This is a genomic window from Corynebacterium guangdongense, from assembly GCF_030408915.1.
Lineage (GTDB): Bacteria > Actinomycetota > Actinomycetes > Mycobacteriales > Mycobacteriaceae > Corynebacterium > Corynebacterium guangdongense.
Genome location: NZ_CP047654.1, coordinates 1379224 through 1399019, shown reverse-complemented (window position 1 = coordinate 1399019; position 19796 = coordinate 1379224). Strand labels below are relative to the sequence as shown.

The 19796-nt window shown below is 67.1% G+C and carries 18 protein-coding genes and 1 riboswitch; of the genes, 13 read left to right on the top strand and 5 right to left on the bottom strand.

Annotated elements, in window-relative coordinates; all coding sequences use genetic code 11:
* Positions 1-64: 64 nt before the first annotated feature.
* On the bottom strand, positions 65-457 hold the full coding sequence (locus tag CGUA_RS06620; RefSeq protein ID WP_290198277.1) for an RNA polymerase-binding protein RbpA: 393 nt from the start codon (positions 455-457) through the stop codon (positions 65-67).
* A 114-nt stretch (positions 458-571) separates the two neighbouring features.
* On the opposite strand from CGUA_RS06620, the gene CGUA_RS06615 reads away from it, so the two are divergent.
* The 5 genes from CGUA_RS06615 to panC all read left to right on the top strand — a co-directional run bounded on the left by CGUA_RS06615 (position 572) and on the right by panC (position 3924).
* Positions 572-901 carry a hypothetical protein gene (locus CGUA_RS06615; protein ID WP_290198276.1) on the top strand — a complete coding sequence of 110 codons (330 nt, stop codon included), beginning with the start codon at positions 572-574 and terminating at the stop codon, positions 899-901.
* 19 nt (positions 902-920) lie between these two features.
* Entirely contained in the window at positions 921-1619 is a 699-nt protein-coding gene (locus tag CGUA_RS06610; RefSeq protein ID WP_290198275.1) for a YceI family protein, read from the top strand.
* Between the two features lie 8 nt (positions 1620-1627).
* Complete coding sequence (locus CGUA_RS06605) at positions 1628-1780, top strand: hypothetical protein (protein WP_290198274.1); 153 nt, start codon at positions 1628-1630, stop codon at positions 1778-1780.
* Positions 1781-2295: 515 nt separating this feature from the next.
* The gene (gene panB, locus CGUA_RS06600) at positions 2296-3114 is read left to right on the top strand and encodes a 3-methyl-2-oxobutanoate hydroxymethyltransferase (RefSeq protein WP_290198273.1); all 819 of its coding nucleotides are present in this window, start codon (positions 2296-2298) and stop codon (positions 3112-3114) included.
* 9 nt (positions 3115-3123) lie between these two features.
* Complete coding sequence (gene panC / locus CGUA_RS06595; RefSeq protein ID WP_290198272.1) at positions 3124-3924, top strand: pantoate--beta-alanine ligase; 801 nt, start codon at positions 3124-3126, stop codon at positions 3922-3924.
* A gap of 37 nt (positions 3925-3961) precedes the next feature.
* Here the strand turns inward: panC and CGUA_RS06590 are convergent, their stop codons facing one another.
* Complete coding sequence (locus tag CGUA_RS06590) at positions 3962-5140, bottom strand: NAD(P)/FAD-dependent oxidoreductase (RefSeq protein WP_290198271.1); 1179 nt, start codon at positions 5138-5140, stop codon at positions 3962-3964.
* A gap of 138 nt (positions 5141-5278) precedes the next feature.
* Positions 5279-6559, bottom strand: coding sequence for an SAM-dependent methyltransferase (locus CGUA_RS06585; protein ID WP_290198270.1), 1281 nt, complete (start codon positions 6557-6559; stop codon positions 5279-5281).
* 135 nt (positions 6560-6694) lie between these two features.
* Between CGUA_RS06585 and CGUA_RS06580 the strand changes: the two genes are divergently transcribed.
* Both CGUA_RS06580 and CGUA_RS06575 read left to right on the top strand, forming a co-directional pair.
* Complete coding sequence (locus CGUA_RS06580; protein WP_290198269.1) at positions 6695-8071, top strand: NAD(P)/FAD-dependent oxidoreductase; 1377 nt, start codon at positions 6695-6697, stop codon at positions 8069-8071.
* An 81-nt stretch (positions 8072-8152) separates the two neighbouring features.
* A riboswitch (TPP riboswitch) is annotated at positions 8153-8262 on the top strand.
* Positions 8251-9840, top strand: coding sequence for a bifunctional hydroxymethylpyrimidine kinase/phosphomethylpyrimidine kinase (locus CGUA_RS06575; protein WP_290198268.1), 1590 nt, complete (start codon positions 8251-8253; stop codon positions 9838-9840). Its footprint overlaps the riboswitch before it by 12 nt.
* A gap of 12 nt (positions 9841-9852) precedes the next feature.
* Here CGUA_RS06575 and CGUA_RS06570 read toward each other — a convergent pair whose 3' ends face one another.
* On the bottom strand, positions 9853-10461 hold the full coding sequence (locus CGUA_RS06570) for a class I SAM-dependent methyltransferase (RefSeq protein ID WP_290198267.1): 609 nt from the start codon (positions 10459-10461) through the stop codon (positions 9853-9855).
* Between the two features lie 102 nt (positions 10462-10563).
* On the opposite strand from CGUA_RS06570, the gene CGUA_RS06565 reads away from it, so the two are divergent.
* Positions 10564-11619, top strand: a complete 1056-nt coding sequence (locus tag CGUA_RS06565; protein ID WP_290198266.1) for a magnesium and cobalt transport protein CorA — start codon at positions 10564-10566, stop codon at positions 11617-11619.
* Positions 11620-11632: 13 nt separating this feature from the next.
* Here CGUA_RS06565 and CGUA_RS06560 read toward each other — a convergent pair whose 3' ends face one another.
* The gene (locus CGUA_RS06560; RefSeq protein ID WP_290198265.1) at positions 11633-12067 is read right to left on the bottom strand and encodes a PaaI family thioesterase; all 435 of its coding nucleotides are present in this window, start codon (positions 12065-12067) and stop codon (positions 11633-11635) included.
* Positions 12068-12197: 130 nt separating this feature from the next.
* Here CGUA_RS06560 and gnd point away from each other — a divergent pair, with 130 nt between their 5' ends.
* From gnd to CGUA_RS06535, 5 genes are all read left to right on the top strand, one after another.
* The gene (gnd, locus tag CGUA_RS06555; RefSeq protein WP_290198264.1) at positions 12198-13655 is read left to right on the top strand and encodes an NADP-dependent phosphogluconate dehydrogenase; all 1458 of its coding nucleotides are present in this window, start codon (positions 12198-12200) and stop codon (positions 13653-13655) included.
* Positions 13656-14061: 406 nt separating this feature from the next.
* Positions 14062-15717: a purple acid phosphatase family protein gene (locus CGUA_RS06550; RefSeq protein ID WP_290198263.1), complete on the top strand. Its 1656-nt coding sequence runs from the start codon at positions 14062-14064 to the stop codon at positions 15715-15717.
* 147 nt (positions 15718-15864) lie between these two features.
* Positions 15865-17277: a DEAD/DEAH box helicase gene (locus tag CGUA_RS06545; RefSeq protein ID WP_290198262.1), complete on the top strand. Its 1413-nt coding sequence runs from the start codon at positions 15865-15867 to the stop codon at positions 17275-17277.
* Positions 17278-17313: 36 nt separating this feature from the next.
* Positions 17314-18714 carry a hemolysin family protein gene (locus CGUA_RS06540; protein ID WP_290198261.1) on the top strand — a complete coding sequence of 467 codons (1401 nt, stop codon included), beginning with the start codon at positions 17314-17316 and terminating at the stop codon, positions 18712-18714.
* 2 nt (positions 18715-18716) lie between these two features.
* Entirely contained in the window at positions 18717-19778 is a 1062-nt protein-coding gene (locus CGUA_RS06535; protein ID WP_290198260.1) for a hemolysin family protein, read from the top strand.
* The last annotated feature ends 18 nt before the right edge of the window (positions 19779-19796 follow it).

Here is a 19796-nt window from a genome sequence, read left to right as displayed (position 1 = left end):
GGAGAAAGCCTGGTGGCCCGGACACCCTGAGGGTGTCCGGGCCACCAGGCTTTTCGGCGGGGGACTACTGGCCGGCCGCCGCGGCCTCCTCCTGCTCCTTCTGCTCCTTGAGCAGCCGGGCGGCGGAACGACGCTTCTTGCGCAGCACCTCGAGGCGCTCCTCCAGAAGCACGTCGAGTTCCTCCAGCGAGCGGCGCTCACGCAGCATGTCCCAGTGGGTGCGCGGTGGCTTGGTCGGCTTGGACTCGACGCCCTCGCCCTCCATCAGCTCACCGGTCTCGCCATTCTTGACGACCCATTCCTCCGGGATCTCAGCGTCGTCCGCGAAGGGGACCTCGAAGACCTCGCCGGACGGAGTCTTGTACTTGACCATCCGGCGTGGAGCCAGATCGTGGTCACGATCCGTCTCGTAGCTGACGGCACCCATTCGGCTGCCGCGCAGGACGCGATCTGCCATGCGTCATCAATCCTTTCAATGGATATTGCTTATTCAAGCGACTATAAGAGTATAACGCGCCCCACCCGCGAAATGTTCCCGGCGGGTCCCCGAAAGACTAGGGTGGGGGCGGAGATGACCAGACCACGCAGAAACCCGGCATGCGGCTGGTGCGGCGCGGAGCTTGCCCCGGTGGGGCGCGGGCGGCCGCGCAAGTACTGCAGCCCGTCCTGCCGCCAGAGAGCCTATGAGCAACGCCATAATGTATCGGGTTCGGCTATTCCCGCCCAGGCGGTTATCATTCATCCAGATAAGGCTGACGCCCTGAGGGATCAGCTCTTTGAGTTGCGATGCTCCGCCGAGGACATCGCGACAGCGGTCAGCGAAGGCGCTGACGGCGATGAGGTTCGCGGCCTGGCCGAAGAACTCGTGGCCCTGGCGCGCAAGATCGAAAAAATGAGATAGGCGAGTCACTGTGAATAAGATGCCCACCCAGCAGAAGATCGTCGTCAGCATTTTCATCGTGCTGATCGTCGCGCTCGCATTGTACGCGGTGGTGCCGATGCTGGCCTCGCTCTACCTGGGGCCGGGCACCAAGACCGAGGGACTCAACACGGAGAAGGCGGAGGCTGCGGCCACCGACGTCGACGGTGAGTGGTCCGTCGTGCAGGGCGTCCCGCCGAACCTCACCGCCGCCGGCTTCACCTTCGACGAGGTGCTTCCCAATGAGCGCAAGTCCACCTCGGGCTCCACCCAGACCGTCTCCGGCGACCTGGTTATCGAGGAGGGAACACTGACCGCGGGCGAGGTCGTCGTGGATCTCACCAACATCACCACCGACCGCGACGTCCGCGACGTCAACGTCCGCCGCAAACTGCTGATGACGGAGGAGTTCCCGGAGGCGACCTTCCAGATCACCGAACCCGCCGACGTGTCACACCTGCCGGGGGACGGCAGCGCCGGCGTCGTCGAACTCACCGGCGACCTGACCATCAAGGGCAACACCCACGAGGTCACGCACGCCTTCGACGCCGTCCGCGACGGTGAACGGCTGATCGTCTCCGGCGACATCCCAATCAACCGCAACGACTACGGCGTCGAATCCCCGGAGATGATCGCCGCGTCCATCGCCGACGAGGGGGAAGTCAACGTCCTGCTGGTCTTCGAGAAGACTGCCGGGTAGGCGCCGGGATGACAATCGCGCTGTGGGTCCGCCTGATCGCGGTGATCGCCTTCGCCATCTTCGTGGGCGTCCAGGACATGTGGCTGCTGGTCGGAGTGTCAATTCTGGTCATCGGATTGACCATTTGGCAGCTGGTGGCGGCGTACCGTCACCACCCTTAATTTCATCACTGTGACGAAAATAAGTCAGCCGGGAGGTCGGGGCGGAGCCGCGGCCTCCCGGTCATTTTCCGGGTTTCCGACCCCGGGGGCCCGTCCGCCTGTCGACGCCCGCCCGGCGGGACAAGCCGGTCGCGAGGCCGCCGTGGCCCCGGGTCCGGCACAGGCCGCGCTCGGACCAAGACCGCAGTGAGGCTTCGGAGGGGCGCGTGTCCGCGTGCGCGGGAGCGCTCGGCGCAGCGCGCGGCGCACAGGCCGACGACGAGGGGCACCGCGCGCAGGAAGCGGCGTGCGCCGGGGTTGGGTGGGACCGTCGGCGCGCGGGGCAGGATCCCGGGGCCGGGACGCGGGAGCCATAGGAACCCGTGAGGTGCCACATCCCACCGTCCTGTGGACTCCAGGTAAATGTCCGATAATCTACATTATGTCATTTAGGCGTGGGGCCGTTACCCCACTTTGTGGCTGGCCCCTCACCGCGGATTCCGGAACGTTCCCCGTCACTGGTTATGCTTCCAGGCATGAGTCTGCCCTCCATCGGCCGCGTCCGTACCCGCCACCTCCAGGCCGCCAAGCGTGACGGCGACAAGATCACCGTGCTGACGTCCTACGACACCATGACCGCCCGCATCTTCGACGAGGCCGGCATCGACGTCCTCCTGGTCGGCGATTCAGCCGCCAACGTCGTCTACGGACGCGACACGACCGTCTCGCTCACCATCAACGAGATGATCACCATGGCCCGTGCAGTTGCACACTCCGCAAAACGATCCCTGGTCGTCGCCGACATGACTTTCGGCAGCTACGAGGCCTCCGACATCGACGCCGTGCACAACGCCATGCGTCTGATGAAGGAGGCCGGTGTCGCCGCGGTCAAGCTTGAGGGCGGCACCCGCCGCGCCCGCACCATCCGCGCGCTCGTCGACGCCGGCATTCCGGTCATGGGCCACATCGGCTTCACGCCCCAGTCCATCCATTCCCTCGGCGGCACCGTCGTCCAGGGCCGCGGCGACGCCGCCGAGAAGCTCATCGAGGACGGCCTCGCCGTCCAGGAGGCCGGGGCCTTCTCAGTAGTCGTCGAAATGTGCCCGGCGGAGGTCGGGACCCGGCTGTCCGAGGCCCTCGACATCCCCGTCATCGGCATCGGCGCGGGCAACGGCACCGACGGCCAGGTCCTGGTGTGGACCGATCCCTTCGGCTTCTCCCCTGACGGTTTCGCGCCCAGCTTCGCACGCAAGTACCTCGACCTCGGCGCGCAGCTTCGGGTGGCCGCCGGCGAGTACGCCCGCGACGTGCGCGAGGGTACCTTCCCCGCCGCCGATGAGTCTTTCGACAGGTAGGTGCCGAACATGCAGATCATCCGCTCTCTCGCCGACCTCCCTGATTTCCGTGCCCTCGGCGGCTCCGTTGGTCTGGTGCCAACCATGGGCGCGCTCCACGACGGCCACGGTTCACTGATATCGCTGGCCAGGGAAGACAACGACGTCGTCGTCGTCAGCGACTTCGTCAACCCCCTCCAGTTCGGCGAGGAGGACGACTACGTGAACTATCCCCGGGATCTCGACGCCGACGCGGAGCTGGCGCAGCGTTACGGGGCCGATTATCTCTTCGCCCCGGCCGTCGAGGACATGTATCCTGGCGGAACCCCGCAGATCAGCGTGACGACGGGAACGATGGGAACGGTGCTGGAGGGAGCTTCCCGCCCCGGCCACTTCGATGGCGTCGCGACCGTGGTGACCAAACTATTCACCCTGATCCATCCGCACCGCGCCTACTTCGGAGAGAAGGACGCCCAGCAGCTGGCGATCATCCGGCGCCTGGTCACCGACCTCAACCTGGACGTCGAGGTCGTCGCCGCGCCGATCGTCCGGGCCCCGGACGGCCTCGCCGAATCCAGCCGCAACCAGCGGCTCTCCCCCGCCGAACGGGACGCCGCCCTGGTCCTGCCCCAGGCGCTGCGACTGCTGGCCGACGGCTCCTCCGTCGACGAGGCACGCGCGCTCATCGACGCCAACGCCAACGTCGAACTCGACTACCTCGTCGTCGTGGATCCCGCGGACTTCGGGGAGACGACGAAGCGCCCGGCCCTGGCATTGGGCGCGCTGCGGGTCGGCCCGGTGCGCCTGATCGACAACCTGCGGCTCGGCTGAAACGCTGCCGGGGCCGGCCCGTCCCCGCCCCTCCTCATCACTCCCCCGGGATGATGATTTCCCCGAGGTCCGCCGGCGCCGGCTTACCCAGGTACTGGCGCGCGACCTTGGTCTTGCCCCAGGTGTTCCACAGCAGCACTCCCCGGACGTCGTTCCCGTCATCGAGGTACCAGACGACTGCTGAGGAATCCTCCTCGTTGTGGAACTCACGCATGGTCAGCGAGGAATTCAGGTCGCCGACCGCCTCATAGCCCAGGTCGAACATGTCGGACCAGAAGATGGGCGTGTAATCGTAGGTCTCGTCACCGCCGGCCATGTTCGCACCGGCAAGGGCACCGGTGCGCTCCGCCTGGTCGACGTGCTCGACGTGGCGGCGGCCGAGTCGGACGTCGGGATAGTTGGCCAGGTCACCGGCGACGTAGACGTCCGGAGCCGAGGAGCGCATGTGGTCATCGACCTCGACGGCACGGTCCACCATCCGCAGCCCCGCTTTCTCCGCCAGGCCGGTGTTCAGTCGTGCGCCCAGGGCAAGGAGGACGAGGTCGGCGGTGACGGTGTCGCCGTTCCGGAAGATGAGGGTTGGGCCCTCGGTGACCTCGCTGACGAAGGCGTCGGGCACCAGAGTGACGCCCTTGTCCACATACTTCGTCTCGATGATATCCAGCAGCTTCGGCGGGAAAAGCCGTTCCAGCAGCTTCGCGCCCGGGAAGTAGACGGTGACCTTCGCGCCGACGGTGGCCAGGGCCGCCGCCATCTCAGTGGCTATGTAACCGCCGCCGACGATGACGACCTCGGTACCCTCGGACACCCTCGCGCGCAGCGCCTCGTAGTCTTCCGCCGTACGGAAGAGAACCGCTCCATCGACCTCGTCAAAGAAGTTGGCGGAGGAGGCTCCGGTGGCCAGCAGGAGCTTGCCGTAAGCGACCGCCTCACCGGAATCCAGTGTCACAGTCTTCGTGTCCGGGTCGAGATCGGTGACCCTCACCCCGGTGTGCAGCGTCGCGACCTCCGCGGTCCCCAGGTCCTGGGACGCGATGTCCGACTTGTCGCCAACCCACAGATCCTTGCTCAGCGCGGGACGGTACACCGGGCCGTAGACCGACTCTGTGTAGATGGCGATGTCAGCCTCCGGGTCCCTCTCCCTGATCGCACGCGCCGCCTTGTCGGCCGCGACTCCCCCGCCGACGATGACGTAGGGCTGATCCGTTGGGGCCATGGTGAACTCCTTCTGCTACCGACCGGGCGGAAATGTGTCCTGCATCTCAGCGTATGCCCATTGTCCGGGGTTCACCGTCGCATCTCCTCACAGAAGACTGTGAGGACTCCTGCCCCGTTTTCCGTTCAGCGGTCCGCGCTAACGCCTGCCGCCACGGTTGCGGTGAACCAGTCCCAGCACCACGCCGTCGATCATGTCCAGCCTCAGCAGCGCCTCACGGAGGGCGAACTGATAGGTCATGAGACGACGGAGCACCACGTCGAAACCCTCTGCGGCCGCCTCGCGGGAGCGGCTGGCGAACTGCTCACGCTGGGCGGCCACGCTGAGCTCGTGGTGCCGCCCTAGGTGCGCCTGGCTCACGATACGCAGATTCGTCCGGCGGTCGACGAGACGGTGGAGTTCCTCCTCGGTGGACATTTCCAGGCCCGGCCAGATGTAGGCGCGCAGGGCCTGGACCGCGTCCCTGGCGGCCCTTGAGAATGTCTCGGTGGCGACCGTCGTCTGCAGGGCGGCCCGACCTCCGGTGGCCAGCATGCGGTCGATCGCCCGGATATACTCGTCGCGCTGGGTGCCGGCCATCGTCTCCAGCGCCTCCGCGCTGACGATGGAGTCGTAGCGGCCGCGCCACAGGCGAAGGTCGTCGACGAACTCGAGGTGCACCGCGTCAGCAATCCCCGAGAGAACGAGCCTTTCGCCCATCGCCTCGTACATCGGACGATCGGAGGTGACGGCGTCGACGGTCGCCCTGGCGGAGACGGCGGCCATTTCCACCTGGCCGCCCGAGGCCGGAAAAACGAGAACATGGGAGCTTTCCCGTACATGCGCCTGGGCCAGCAGCCGTTCCGCGGCCCGCGCCTGACCGTCGGCCAGGTCCGCGCGCTCCACCGAAACGGGTTCCCCCACGGTGGTCACGTCGACAAAATGGTGCGCGGGCTCCTGCCCCCTGCCTGCCCCCGGAACATGACTGGGAACTGAATGTCGGACGGTCGTGGCCACCCCCGATGCGTAGGTGGCGTTGAAGGCGCTCGTGCCATCCCCGGAGAACAACCGGACCAGTGCCGGCGGCAACTGCCCGAGGGCGCGCAGCGTCGGCACCGTGGGGGTTTTCGGCCGGTAGCCGTGCGCGATGAGTTTCGCGAGCACCTCCACGAGGGTGTTGTCGTCACGGGTGCGCCACTCGCCGGCCATGTAGGATTCCGCGAATCCGGTCCATCCCGATTCTGCGATTCGAAGAAACAGCGCCTCGTGCTCGACGCGGACGTCGGCGTCCCCCGACAACGTGATTTCCAATGTGCGACAGACGCGGGCAAAATTAGCTTCAGCTTTCCGGGCACGAACGGGCATCCACACTCCCGTCGGCACGGAAGCGACGCCCGGCCACTCCTCGGCGTTGATCGTGACGAGGTGTTCCAGCGTCATCTTCTGTCCCCTATCGCGTATTACCATTAAAAGAGTATGCTCGTTCTGTATAAGGACGATCGAGCACACCCGCATCTCGTCTCAGGCACACTGAACTACAGCACGTGACAATCCAGTATAAGGAGCAAGGGATCCATGACTGAGCAGGCTTACCGGCCCGAAGGAAATCGGAAGCACCTCGTAATCGTCGGCGGTGGCTTCGCCGGGGTCTACGCCGCCAAGAAGCTCGCGGACGCCGACATCGACATCACGCTCATCGACCGCAACAATTACTTCCTGTTCCAGCCCCTCCTTTACCAGGTTGCCACCGGTCTGCTCTCCTCCTCGGAGGTCGCCGCCCCGCTGCGCCAGATTTTCCGCAAGCAGGACAATATCCGCATCGTCCAGGGCACCGTCACCGACATCGACACCACCGCCAAGGTGGTCACGGCCAACCTCGATGATCTCGAGCACAGCTACGAGTACGACTACCTCCTGCTCGGCGCCGGTTCCGACCAGGGGTACTTCGGCAACGACCACTTCGCCGAGTTCGCGCCGGGGCTGAAGACCGTCGACGTGGCCCTCGAGATCCGCGCGGCCTTCGTGCACGCCTTCGAGGAGGCGGAACTCACCGAGGATCCCGCTGAGCGCGAACGTCTGCTCACCTTCGTGATCGTCGGCGCGGGCCCCACCGGCGTCGAGCTGGCCGGCCAGTTCAGCGAGATGGCCCGCCGTTCGATGCAGGACCAGTACACGCGTCTGAACCCGTCCGACGCGAAGATCATCCTGCTCGACGGCGCCCCGCAGGTGCTGCCGCCCTTCGGCAAGCGTCTGGGCCGCTACTCGCAGCGCACCCTGGAGCGCGCCGGCGTCGATGTGCGCCTGAGCGCCCTGGTGACCAACGTCGACGACAACTCCGTCACCTACAAGGACAAGAACGGCCAGGAGCACACCATCACCGCCTACACCAAGGTGTGGTCGGCGGGCGTCCAGGCCAACCCGCTGGGCAAGATGGTCGCCGACCAGCTTGGCGCCGAGTCCGACCGTGCCGGCCGCGTCAAGGTCAACGGCGACCTCACCGTCGGCGAGGACAAGACCGTCTTCATCACCGGCGACATGATGGGCAACGGCACCCCGGGCCTGGCCCAGGGCGGCATCCAGTCCGGAGAGTACGCGGCCGAGCGCATCATGGCCTACCTCGAGGCCGGCGACTCGGAGACCTTCCCGGCAGCCGAGAAGGACTTCTCCTACTTCGACAAGGGATCGATGGCCATCATCAACCGCGGCAACGCGGTCATCAAGATGGACAAGGTCGAGTTCACCGGCCTGATCGGCTGGCTGGGCTGGCTCGTCGTCCACGCCGGCTTCCTCTACGGGTTCCGCAACCGTCTCGTCGCCGTGATCAACTGGGTCCAGAACGTCGTCTCCCGTGACCGTCCGGGTTTCAACATCACCAAGCAGCAGCGCATCGCCCGCCGCAACATCAGCCGTCAGAACAAGCTGGAGGCCGAGGCCCGCGCCACCACCGTTTAGGCGCCCGTCGTCGCGCGCTTCCCCGGGGGTACCACCCGGTGGAGGCGCGCCTCGCTTTTTCCTTCTTTGTTATCGTCGGTGCCACGGACATTGGGGTGCCCGGGGAGACATCGACGTCTCCCCGGGCTGAGAACACACCCATTGAACCTGCTCTAGTTCGTACTAGCGAAGGGATTGTCATGAGTGACACACCTGCTTTTTCCCCGTCAGCCACCACCACCGCCGTCGAGACCCGGGGGCGGGCCATTCCCCGGGTGTTGTCCATCGCCGGGACGGATCCGACGGGCGGCGCGGGCGTCCAGGCCGACATGAAGGCCATCGAGGCCGCCGGCGGGTACGGCATGACCGTGGTGACGGCGCTGGTCGCGCAGAACACCCTCGGCGTGCGTGGCATCCACACCCCGCCGGAGCAGTTCCTGCGCCAGCAGCTGGACTCGGTCTCCGAGGACGTCACCGTCGACGCCGTGAAGATCGGCATGCTCGGCGGCGTCGGCGCCATCGAGACCGTTCGCGGGTGGCTGGCGGACACCCGCCCACCGGTCGTCGTCCTGGATCCGGTGATGGTCTCCACCAGCGGGCACCGGCTCCTGGAGGCAGACGCCGAGGCCGAGATCCGCGATTTCTGTCGCGACGTCGACCTGATCACCCCCAACCTCAAGGAGCTGGGCGTGCTCACCGGCCGGCCGGAGGCGGCCACCTTCGAGGAGGCCGTCGGGCAGGCGCTGCCCTTCGCCCGGGAGGTCGACGCGACCGTCATCGTCAAGGGCGGTCACCTCCGGGGCCCGCTCGCCGACAACGCCGTCGTCACGCCGGGCGGCGAGGTGCACCGGGTCCACGTTCCGCGCGTCGACACGCCGCACACCCATGGCACCGGCTGCTCGCTGTCCTCCGCGTTGGCGACCCGCCTCGGCCGGGGGGAGGACACCGCGACGGCGCTGGAGTGGTCGAGCCGCTGGCTGCACGAGGCCATCGTCGCCGCCGGTTCCCTCCATGTCGGACTCGGCAACGGTCCCGTCCATCACGCACGGCGGGCACGCAGGCTCGCCGACGCCGCCAGCACCGTCCCGTGGCCGGAAATGACCGCCGACTACGTCTCCGCTCTCGCCCCGCCCATCCCGCGCCTCCGGCCCGCCGGCCCGCACACCGAGGCGCTGTGGAACGACACCGGCGATCTCTGGGCCGAGATCATGGGCCTGCCCTTCATCACGGGCCTGGCCGACGGTTCCTTGCGGGAGGAGGACTTCGCGTTCTACCTGGCGCAGGATGCCGAGTACCTTCACCACTATTCCCGGGCGCTGAGCCAGCTGGCGACCACGGCACCGGATCTGCCGGGCCAGATCGCCTGGAACCGGGCCTCCTTGGGCTGCTCGGTGTCCGAGAAAGCGTTGCACGACACCTGGCTGTCCGAGCGTGGCATCACCGAGACCCCGCTCTCCCGCGTCACCGCCGCCTACACGGACTTCCTCGTGGCCACCGCACACGTGGAACCTTATGCCGTCGGCGTGGCGGCCGTGCTCCCCTGCGCCTGGCTGTACGCGGAGATCGGCCTGGCCATCGCCGAACACAACGGGCCCGGGCACCCGTACCGGGCGTGGCTGGCGATGTACGGCGGGGAAGAGTTCCTGGCGGAGGCACGATCCTTCATCCGCCTCGCGGAAGAGGCGCTGGCCGGGGCCAGCGACGAGGAACGCGCCCGGGCGCGCCGGGCGTATCTCACCGCCTGCGCGCACGAGCGCGAATTCTTCGACCAGGCCGACCTCGCCTGGTAGCCGTCCGGGCGGCTAAGCCAGGAGGTGGCCGCCCGCTCCCGGTTTGGTGAACAGCGCGACCAGGAAGGTCGAGGACTCGTCGAAGGGGGCCAGATCCCAGCCGCCGAAACGGTAGTCCAGCGTGAAGCCGATCTTCTGCGCCGTGGCCAGAAAGTCCGTGAACTCCCAGCCGCGGCCGGCTCCGAAGCCGGTGACGAAGCGGCCCGAGGTGCGCATGGAGTCGTAGATGTTCTGCAGCGCGAACTCGCGGCCCTCCTTGGCCAGGAAACCCATGACGTTGCCGGCGGAGACGACGACGTCGAACTCGTCCTCGGCGATCGGATCCGAGGACAGGTCGCCGACGTACCAGGTGCCGTCGGGGTGGTCAGTTTCCGCGTGGCGGATGAGAACGGGGTCGACGTCGGTGCCGACGACGGTGTGGCCCTGCCTGATCAGGTAGCCACCCAGTCGGCCGGTGCCGCAGCCTGCGTCGAGGATGCGGGAGTGCCGCTCCGCGAGCGCGTCGACGAAGCGTGCCTCGCCGTGAATGTCCTGGCCCTGGGACTCCAGAATCTTCCATTTGCGGGCGTAGTTTTCCGAATGTGCCGGATTGGCGGAGGTGACTTCTTTCCAAGTGGGCATGGACCCAGGATATAGGTAGTCCCTCCCGACTGGGGCTAGGATGAGTCACCGGTCCCCCGCCGGGTGACGAGTCAAGTGTGCAGCCCGCGTAAAGGAGCGACCATGCCGGATGCGAAGAAGTCTGCCGCCACAGGTCTGCAGCGCGGTGACCGTCTTCGGGTCCCCGTCGAGCGTTCCATCGAGCACTGCCGGGTCTTCGCCGACGGCGACATGCTGGCCGGCGACTACACCGTCCGGCACGCCATCCAGGTCGCCAAGGAACGCGGCGGGTACGTGTGGCTCGGGCTCCGGGAGCCGCAGAAGGCGCACATGGAGAACATCGCGGAGGCTTTCGGCATCCACGAGCTGATCGTCGACGACGCCGTCACCGCGCACCAGCGCCCCAAGGTCGAGCGCTACGACGACCAGCTGTTCATCGTCATCCGCTCGGTCACCTTCACCGACGACGAGCAGGTCGACGACACGCACGAGGTGATCCAGACGCTCGGTGAGGTGCAGATGCTGCTGGGGCCCAATTTCATCATCACCGTCCGCCACAGCGCCCCGCTGCCGGGGGCGCATGAGCTGGACCGCCACCGGCAGCTGGCGTCGACAAGCCCGGCCGCCCTGGCCTACCTCCTGGCCGACCGGCTCGTCGCCCATTACGTCCGCATCAGCCTGCTGCTCGAGGACGAGGTGGACGAGCTGGAGACGACGGTGTTCACCCCGGGCACCAACTTCAACATCGACAAGATCTACCTGTACAAGCGTGAGGTCCTGGAGATGCGCCACGCCACCGATCCGCTGGCCCCGGCCCTGCAGGCTCTCATCCGGGACCACAAGGACATCATCCCGAAGCAGATCCGCTCCTACTTCCGTGACGTTTTGGACGCCGAACTCCAGGTCAAGGACCGGATCGGGGGGTTCGACGCGCGCCTGAGCTCGCTCATCGACGCCTCCGTCGCCAAGGTGACGATGCAGCAGAACAAGGACATGCGCACGATCTCGGCCGTGGTCGGTCTGGCGGCGGTGCCGACGCTGATCGCCGGCATCTACGGCATGAATTTCCGAAACATGCCGGAACTGGAGTGGGAGTACGGATACTACGGCGCGCTGGCCGTCATGGTCGTGATCATGGCGGCGCTGGTGTGGTGGTTCCGCCGCAACCACTGGCTCTGACGGCGGCGGTCGCCTAGCCCACCGGCATGGTGCGCAGAGTCGTGCGCGCGACCAGCCGGCCCTCATTGGTCATGTCGACCACCCAGATCTGGGTGCGTCGGCCGGTCTGGAGGGCACGGGCCTCGGCCTCGATGAGTCCGGAGCGCACGGAAGAGATCAGATCGGTGTTGTTGTTGACGCCGACGACCGGTCCGCCGGTGGCCACCATGGCCGCGACCGACGCCGTGGACTCGCCGATGGCGCAGTAGACTCCCCCGTTGACCAGGCCGACCGGCTGCAGCAGGTGGGGGCCCACCCGCAGCGCGCTGCGTACCCTGCCGTGGCTGATGTGGGTGTAGCGCATTCCCAGCGTCTTGTCGAGCCCCTGGATGGATTCGTTGAGGGAGAGCAGCTCTTCCTGGGTCAGGGGGCGCTGCGCTGCGGTGGCGAGATAGTCCTGAAGATTCATGGTTCACCAGGGTACGGCAGAGGCCAGCGTTGCCGACCCTCTCCAAACGGGGGTAATCTGGATGTGATTGGTGTTATCTATTTGCCTTTTGTTGGTGACACGATCCCCATATGTGACTACCATGGTGACCATGACCACTGAACAGAACCTCGCACAGATCGGCGTCGTCGGACTGGCCGTCATGGGCTCCAACCTCGCCCGCAACTTCGCTTCCCGCGGCCACAAGGTCGCCGTCTACAACCGCTCCTTCGGCAAGACCGAAAAGTTCATGGAGGACTTCGGCGAGACCGGCGACTTCGTCTCCGGTGAGACCATCGAGGAGTTCGTCGCCTCCCTGGAGAAGCCGCGCCGCGCCATCATCATGGTCCAGGCAGGCAAAGCCACCGACGCCGTCATCGAGCAGCTGTCCGAGGCCATGGACGAAGGCGACATCATCATCGACGGCGGCAACGCCCTGTTCACCGACACCATTCGCCGCGAGAAGGAGATCGCCTCCCGCAACCAGCACTTCGTCGGCGCCGGCATCTCCGGCGGCGAGGAGGGCGCGCTCAACGGCCCCTCCATCATGCCGGGCGGCCCGAAGGAGTCCTGGGAGGCCCTGGGCCCGCTCTTCGAGTCGATCGCGGCCCGTGCCGAGGACGGCACCCCGTGCGTGACGCACGTCGGCCCGGACGGCGCCGGCCACTTCGTCAAGATGGTCCACAACGGCATCGAGTACGCCGACATGCAGGTCATCGGCGAGGCCTACCAGCTGCTGCGCTACGGCGCCGGCCTGACCCCCGTCGAAATCGCCGAGATCTTCGAGGAGTGGAACAAGGGCGACCTGAACTCCTTCCTCATCGAGATCACCGCCGAGGTGCTGCGCCAGACCGTCGAGGACGACAAGCCGCTCGTCGACGTCATCCTCGACGCCGCCGGCCAGAAGGGCACCGGCCGCTGGACCGTCAAGGAGGCCCTCGACCTGGGCGTCCCGACCACCGGCATCGGCGAGGCCGTCTTCGCCCGCGCCCTGTCCTCCTCCCTGTCCCAGCGCACGGCCGCCCAGGGCAACCTGCCCACCGGATCCCTCAAGAGCTTCGAGGACCTCGGCATCTCCCAGGAGGAGTTCATCGACCAGGTCCGCAAGGCCCTCTACGCCTCCAAGCTGGTCGCCTACGCCCAGGGCTTCGACGAGATCAAGGCCGGCTCCCTGGAGAACAACTGGGACATCAACCCGGGCGACATGGCCATGATCTGGCGCGCGGGCTGCATCATCCGCGCGGTCTTCCTGGAAAAGGTCAAGGACGCCTACGACACCAACCCGGAGCTGGAGTCCCTGCTGCTGGACCCCTACTTCAACGGCGAGCTCGCCGGCCTGATGGATTCCTGGCGCAACGTCGTCATCTACTCCACCCAGCTCGGCCTCGGCGCCCCGGTGTTCACCTCCTCCCTCGCCTACTACGACTCCCTGCGTGCCGAGCGGCTCCCGGCCGCCATCATCCAGGGTCAGCGCGACTACTTCGGCGCCCACACCTACCAGCGCGTCGACAAGGACGGCACCTTCCACATCGAGTGGACCGGCGACCGCAGCGAGACCGCGCTCGACTAGTCACCGCCCCGCCACTCCCCCGTACCCAGCCTCACCGGCGGGTGCGGGGGAGTTTCTGGTTTCCTGCTTGACGACGCCCGCCGTGACGACGTCTTCGCCGTCGCGCACACGCCGCGGGATGCGCGGTGGCTGCGCGGTGGCTGCGCGGACCACCGGATTGCGCCGAGTCCTGAACCCCCACGGAAGGAGGGCCCCGTTTGGCTACCGCGAGGTGTCCTCCACCTGACCACCGAATGAACTCTTGGCCACGGACTGACTAAACCGCCAGGTGACTGACAACCAACCCACAATTAAAGCCCGGGCGACTGCCAGGAATCTACTAGGTTTATATTTCGTAGCACCAAAGGGTGCGTCATGTATTCAATCTGACCAGGAGTTCCCCATGCTTTCCCGTCGCTTTCGGCTTATGCTCACTGCCAGCATCACGTCAGTCTCCCTCGGCCTGACCGCCACTCCGGCGATGGCGGTCGACGGGCTGTCCCCCGCCCCCGGCGTCACCGCCGACGTCACCCTCGGGGCAGAGCTCACCGCCCCGGCCGTGGGTTTCGACTCCGGCATCGAGCGTGACGCACCGTTCACCGCGGTGCCCCACGACGTCGTCCTCGGCGTCGGCGCCAGCGAGTCCGAGATCATGCTCAACTGGATCACGGCGCAGGGCCTCACCGGCCAGGCCGCGCAGCTCTCCGTCAACGGCAGCTTCGATGACGCGATCACCGTCCAGGCTCAGACCGAGAACGTCGACATCGTCAACACCGAGGGGGACTCCCGCAAGAAGGAGGAGGGCGCGTACATCGAGTACCGGGCCGGCGCCGTCAACCGTGTCACCGTCGCCGACCTCGCGGAGAACACCACCTACTCCTACCGCGTCGGCTCCGAGGCGGACGGCTGGTCGGAGGTGCAGACCTTCAACACCGGCACCTACGGCGACAAGTGGAACTTCCTCTTCTTCGGCGACACCCAGCTCTACAACACCCACGACGACCGCGCCGAGGAACTGGCGGCCTGGGAGGCCAACCTCGCGACAGCCACCACCGAGAACCCGGAGACCTCCTTCATCCTCTCCGCCGGTGACCAGGCCAACCATTCCAACTGGGACGAGCACTCCGCCTACATCTCCCCGGAGACCCTGCGAAACTACCGTCTGGCCGTCAACAACGGCAACCACGACAACTACAACATCGACGCCTACGAGACGATGTACCCGCGCCCGAACACGGTCGACGAGAACTACTTCTTCGAGTACAACAACGCCCTGTTCCTCTCGCTGGACTCCAACGACTACAAGGACCTGGACGAGGACGTCGAATTCCTGCGCACCACCGTCGCCGAGCACGGCGAGGGCAAGGACTGGATCATCCTGACCTACCACCACTCCACCTATTCGCAGGCGTACCACATGGATGACGCCCGCATCAAGTATCAGAGGGAACGTCTGACCCCGGTCATCTCGGAGCTCAACGTCGACCTGGTCCTCGGCGGTCACGATCACATCTACACCCGCTCCCACCTGATGAACGGCTTCACGCCGGTCACCGAGGGCGTCGGTGAGGCTGGTGACGTCCTGTACCCGAAGCAGGGCGAGGTCGTCTACGTCGCCGCGAACTCCTCCTCCGGATCCAAGTTCTACGACTTCTACGATTTTGAGGAGGGCGCGCGATTCGATACCGGCCTGACCTTCCAGGAGACCTACGACCAGCAGAAGATCCGCACCTACACCGCCCTCTGGGATCAGGACTACGTCCAGGACTACACCAACGTCGAGGTGACTCCGCAGGGCCTGACCGTGACCACCAAGGACGCGGTCTCCGGCGAGCTGGTCGACCAGTTCACCCTGGCGAAGAAGGACCGCGAGCTGGAGTCCGAGGTCGACCCGACCCAGGGTGACCTGTCCTCCACCGGCACCCCGTCCACGGACGACGGTTCCGCCACGGCCAGCCTCTCCAGCGTGGGCGGTATCCTGGCCCCGCTGCTGGCCGTCCTCGGCCTCATCGGCGGCTTCTTCCTCGCGGGTGGCGCCTCCACCGACGTCGCCGCCCGTCTCGGTGTCGATCTCCCCCTCTGACACCCTCTCAACCCGGTCTGCACCTGAGAGGAACCGGCCCCGGGCATCACCGCGATGCCCGGGGCCGTTGCCCGTGCCCGCTCGCCCGGGCGGGCCGCAACAGCGCCCTTTTCAGCAGATTCGGGTAGCCGGTCTAAAGTGGTGGCAATGACAACCTTTGCCGACCTCGGCCTTCCCCGCCCGATTGTTCAGGTGCTGGAGCGCCAGGGCATCACCGAGCCCTTCCCCATCCAGGAAGCCGCGATCCCCGACGCCCTCGCCGGCAGAGACGTGCTGGGCCGTGGCCCCACCGGCTCCGGAAAGACCTTCACCTTCGGTCTGCCGATGCTCTCCCGGCTCGCCAAGTCCGGCGCCTCGCGCCCCGGCCACCCGCGCGGCCTCGTCCTCGTCCCGACCCGTGAGCTGGCCTCCCAGGTCCGCGAGAGGCTCGACGACCCGGCGGCCTCGCTGGGCCTGCGCGTCCTTGACGTGGTCGGCGGCGTCAACATCAACAACCAGATCCGTTCCCTGGCCGCCCCGGTCGACCTGCTGGTCGCCACCCCGGGCCGTGCCCAGGATCTCGTCAACCAGAAGAAGCTCTTCTTCGACAACGTCCAGTTCGTCGCCCTCGACGAGGCGGACCAGATGGCCGACATGGGCTTCCTGCCGCAGGTGCGCAAGCTGCTCAACCTCACCCCGAAGGGCGGGCAGCGTCTGCTCTTCTCCGCCACGCTCGACGGCGAGGTCCAGAAGCTGGTCGACGCCTACATGCGCGACCCGGTGACCCACTCGACCGCCCCGGCCCAGGCCTCCGTCGACACCATGACCCACTACCGCCTGCTCGTCGGCGACCGGGAGACCAAGAACGACATCATCCTGCGCATCGCCGCGCGCGAGGGCAAGACGATCCTGTTCATGCGCACCAAGCACGGCGTCGACCGCCAGGTCAAAAAGCTGCGCCGTGTGGGCATCGAGGCGCAGGGGCTCCACGGCGACAAGTCCCAGGGTGCGCGTACCCGGGCCATCACGGGATTCCAGGATGGCTCCATTCCGGTGCTGGTGGCCACCGACATCGCCGCCCGCGGCATCGACATCTCGGACGTCTCCCTGGTCGTCCACGTCGACCCGCCCGCCGAGCACAAGGCGTACCTCCACCGGGCGGGCCGCACCGCCCGCGCGGGCACCGAGGGCACCGTCGTCACGCTCGTCATGGACGAGCAGCGCCGGGAGGTCACCCAGCTGCTGAAGAAGGCCGGCGTCGACGCGGAGGAGGTCCGGGTGGGGCCGGACTCCAGCGAACTCGCCGAGATCACCGGGGCCCGCGTCCAGGAGGGTGCTCCCCTGCCGCCTCCGGGACAGCCGGCCCAGGGGAAGGCCGGTGGCCGTCGCCAGGCCGGTGGCCGCCGGGGTGCCGACGCCGGCGGGCGTGGCCAGCGTGACGGCGGCCGGGCGTCGCGAAGCGGCGGCACAGACAAGGCCGAGGGCCGGCGTCGGGGTGCCGGCGAGGACAGGCGCACGTCCGACTCCTCCTCCCGGAACAACGAACGCCAGGGCCGGCGCCGTACCCGACGAAGCTGGTAGGCTCCCGGCCCGCTCTGGAAGGCAGACGACATCACCATGGAAATCCTGACCTCGATCCTGGCTCTGCTCCTGTTCATCCTGTTGACCGCCTCCACCGGCCTGTTCGTGGCCATCGAGTTCGCGTTGACGGGCATGGAGCGCTCGACGGTCGACGCACATGTCAGGGACAGGGGCGACAAGACCGCCAGGGCGGTCGAGCACGCTCACGCGAACCTCTCCTTCGTGCTCTCCGGCGCCCAGCTGGGCATCACGGTCACGACCCTGGCGACCGGTTTCCTCGCGGAACCGGTGCTAGCCGGATACTTCGTGCCCCTGCTCGACGCGGTGGGACTCGGTGCGGAGGCGGCGACGACTGTCGCGCTGGTGCTGGCCCTGATCGTGGCGACGACGCTGTCCATGGTCTTCGGTGAACTGGTGCCGAAGAATCTGGCGATCACGCTGCCGCTGCGGACCGCCCGCCTGGTGGTCCATCCGGTGTCCTGGTTCAACAGGTTCTTCTCCCTGTTCATCAAGGCGATGAACCGCTCCGCCAACTGGTTCGTCCGCCGTCTCGGCATTGAGCCGGCCGATGAGCTGGCCTCGGCGCGCTCGGCGCAGGAACTGGGGTCGCTGGTGCGCACCTCGGCGGAGTCCGGCAGCTTCGAACCTGCCACCGCGCGGATGATCGACCGTTCCCTGCGCTTCGGCCAGACCACCGCGGCCGAGTTCATGGCCCCGCGCGCCACCGTGGAGTACCTGCGTGCTGAGGACAGCATCGTCGACCTGATCACCATCGCCCTGGAGACGGGGCACTCCCGCTTCCCCGTGGTACGCGGCGATCTGGACGAGACCATCGGCGTGGTCCACGTCAAAGACGCCTTCTCCGTTCCCATGGAGCAGCGACCGAGGGTGCTGCTGGGGAGCATCGCCAAGCCGGTTCCCGTCGTTCCGGAGAGCCTCGACGGCGACGCCGTCCTGGAGCAGGTGCGTTCCGCCGGTTCGCAGTTCGTCCTCGTGGCCGACGAATACGGCGGCACTGCGGGCCTGGTGACCATCGAGGACGTCGTCGAGGAGATCCTCGGCGAGGTCTATGACGAGCACGACGAGCCGGACAACGAGCGGGATTTCCAGCGCTTCGGCGCGAACTGGGAGGTCTCCGGACTCGCCCGGCTCGACGAGGTGGATCGCCGCACCGGCTACGAGGCGCCCGACGGTCCGTACGAGTCCCTCGGCGGCCTGGTCATGACCACGCTGCGCCGCATCCCCGAGGTCGGCGACGTCGTCGTGCTGCCGGTCGCGGACAACCAGCTGCTCGCCGAGTTCGGCGCCGCCCACTCCGGGCGCTGGATCGCCCGGGTTACCGTGATGGACGGACGCCGCATCGAGAAGGTCATCCTGGCTCCGGTCAGTGACCGGGAGGCCGCGGAGATCGCCGCACCCACCAGGGAGGACAAGTAGTCATGGGCATCGTCACCACCGTCATCCTCGTCGTCGTCCTCCTGGCCCTCAACGCCTTCTTCGTCGCCAGCGAGTTCGCCCTGATCTCCTCGCGCCGGGACCGTCTGGAGTCCCTGCTGGCCCAGGGCAGGAGGCGCGCCGGGACCGTCATCTCGGCCACGGAGCAGTTGTCCATCATGCTGGCCGGCGCGCAGTTCGGCATCACCATCGCCTCCCTCGTCCTCGGCAAGGTCGCGGAACCGGCCGTCGCCCACTTCATCGAGGAACCCTTCACCGGTCTCGGCGTCCCCGAGAACCTGATCCATCCGATCTCCTTCGTCATCGCCCTGGCGATCATCACCTGGCTGCACATTCTCTTCGGCGAGATGATTCCGAAGAACATCGCCATCGCCGGCCCCGAATCCCTGGCGATGTGGCTGGCCCCGGCAATGATCTGGTGGGTGCGCCTGACCCGTCCGCTCATCGAGGCGCTCAACTGGATTGCCCGGATGACACTGCGCGCCGTCGGCGTCGAGCAGAAGGACGAGCTCGACGCCACCGTAGACTCGCGGCAGCTGGCCGCCATGATCAGCGAGTCACGCCAGGAGGGGCTTCTCGACGCCGAGGAGTACTCCCGCCTGGCCAACGCCCTGGGCTCGGCGTCCCGCTCCCTGCGCGAAGTGATGATCCCCATCGCGGACGTGCGCACCCTCGACTACGGGAGCAAGGGGCCGACCATCGCGCAGGTCTCCGCCGCCGTGACGGAGACCGGCTACTCCCGCTACCCGGTCACCGGCACCAACGACGCCCTCCTCGGCTACATCCACGTCAAGGACGTGCTCGGGCGCATGGCCGACGAGACCCTCGACGAGGAGACCGCCCATATCCCGCGCTCCGAGTTGCGCCCGCTGAGCATCGTCGACGGCACCGCGACGATGGACGAGGCGCTGCGGACGCTGCACCGCCGCTCCGCGCACATGGCGCAGGTCCGCGTCGGGGGCGAGCTGATCGGGCTGATCACCCTGGAAGATCTCATCGAGGAGTACGTCGGTACGGTCAACGACTGGACCCACGAGGATTCCTAGGCGCACGGCAGGAGGAGA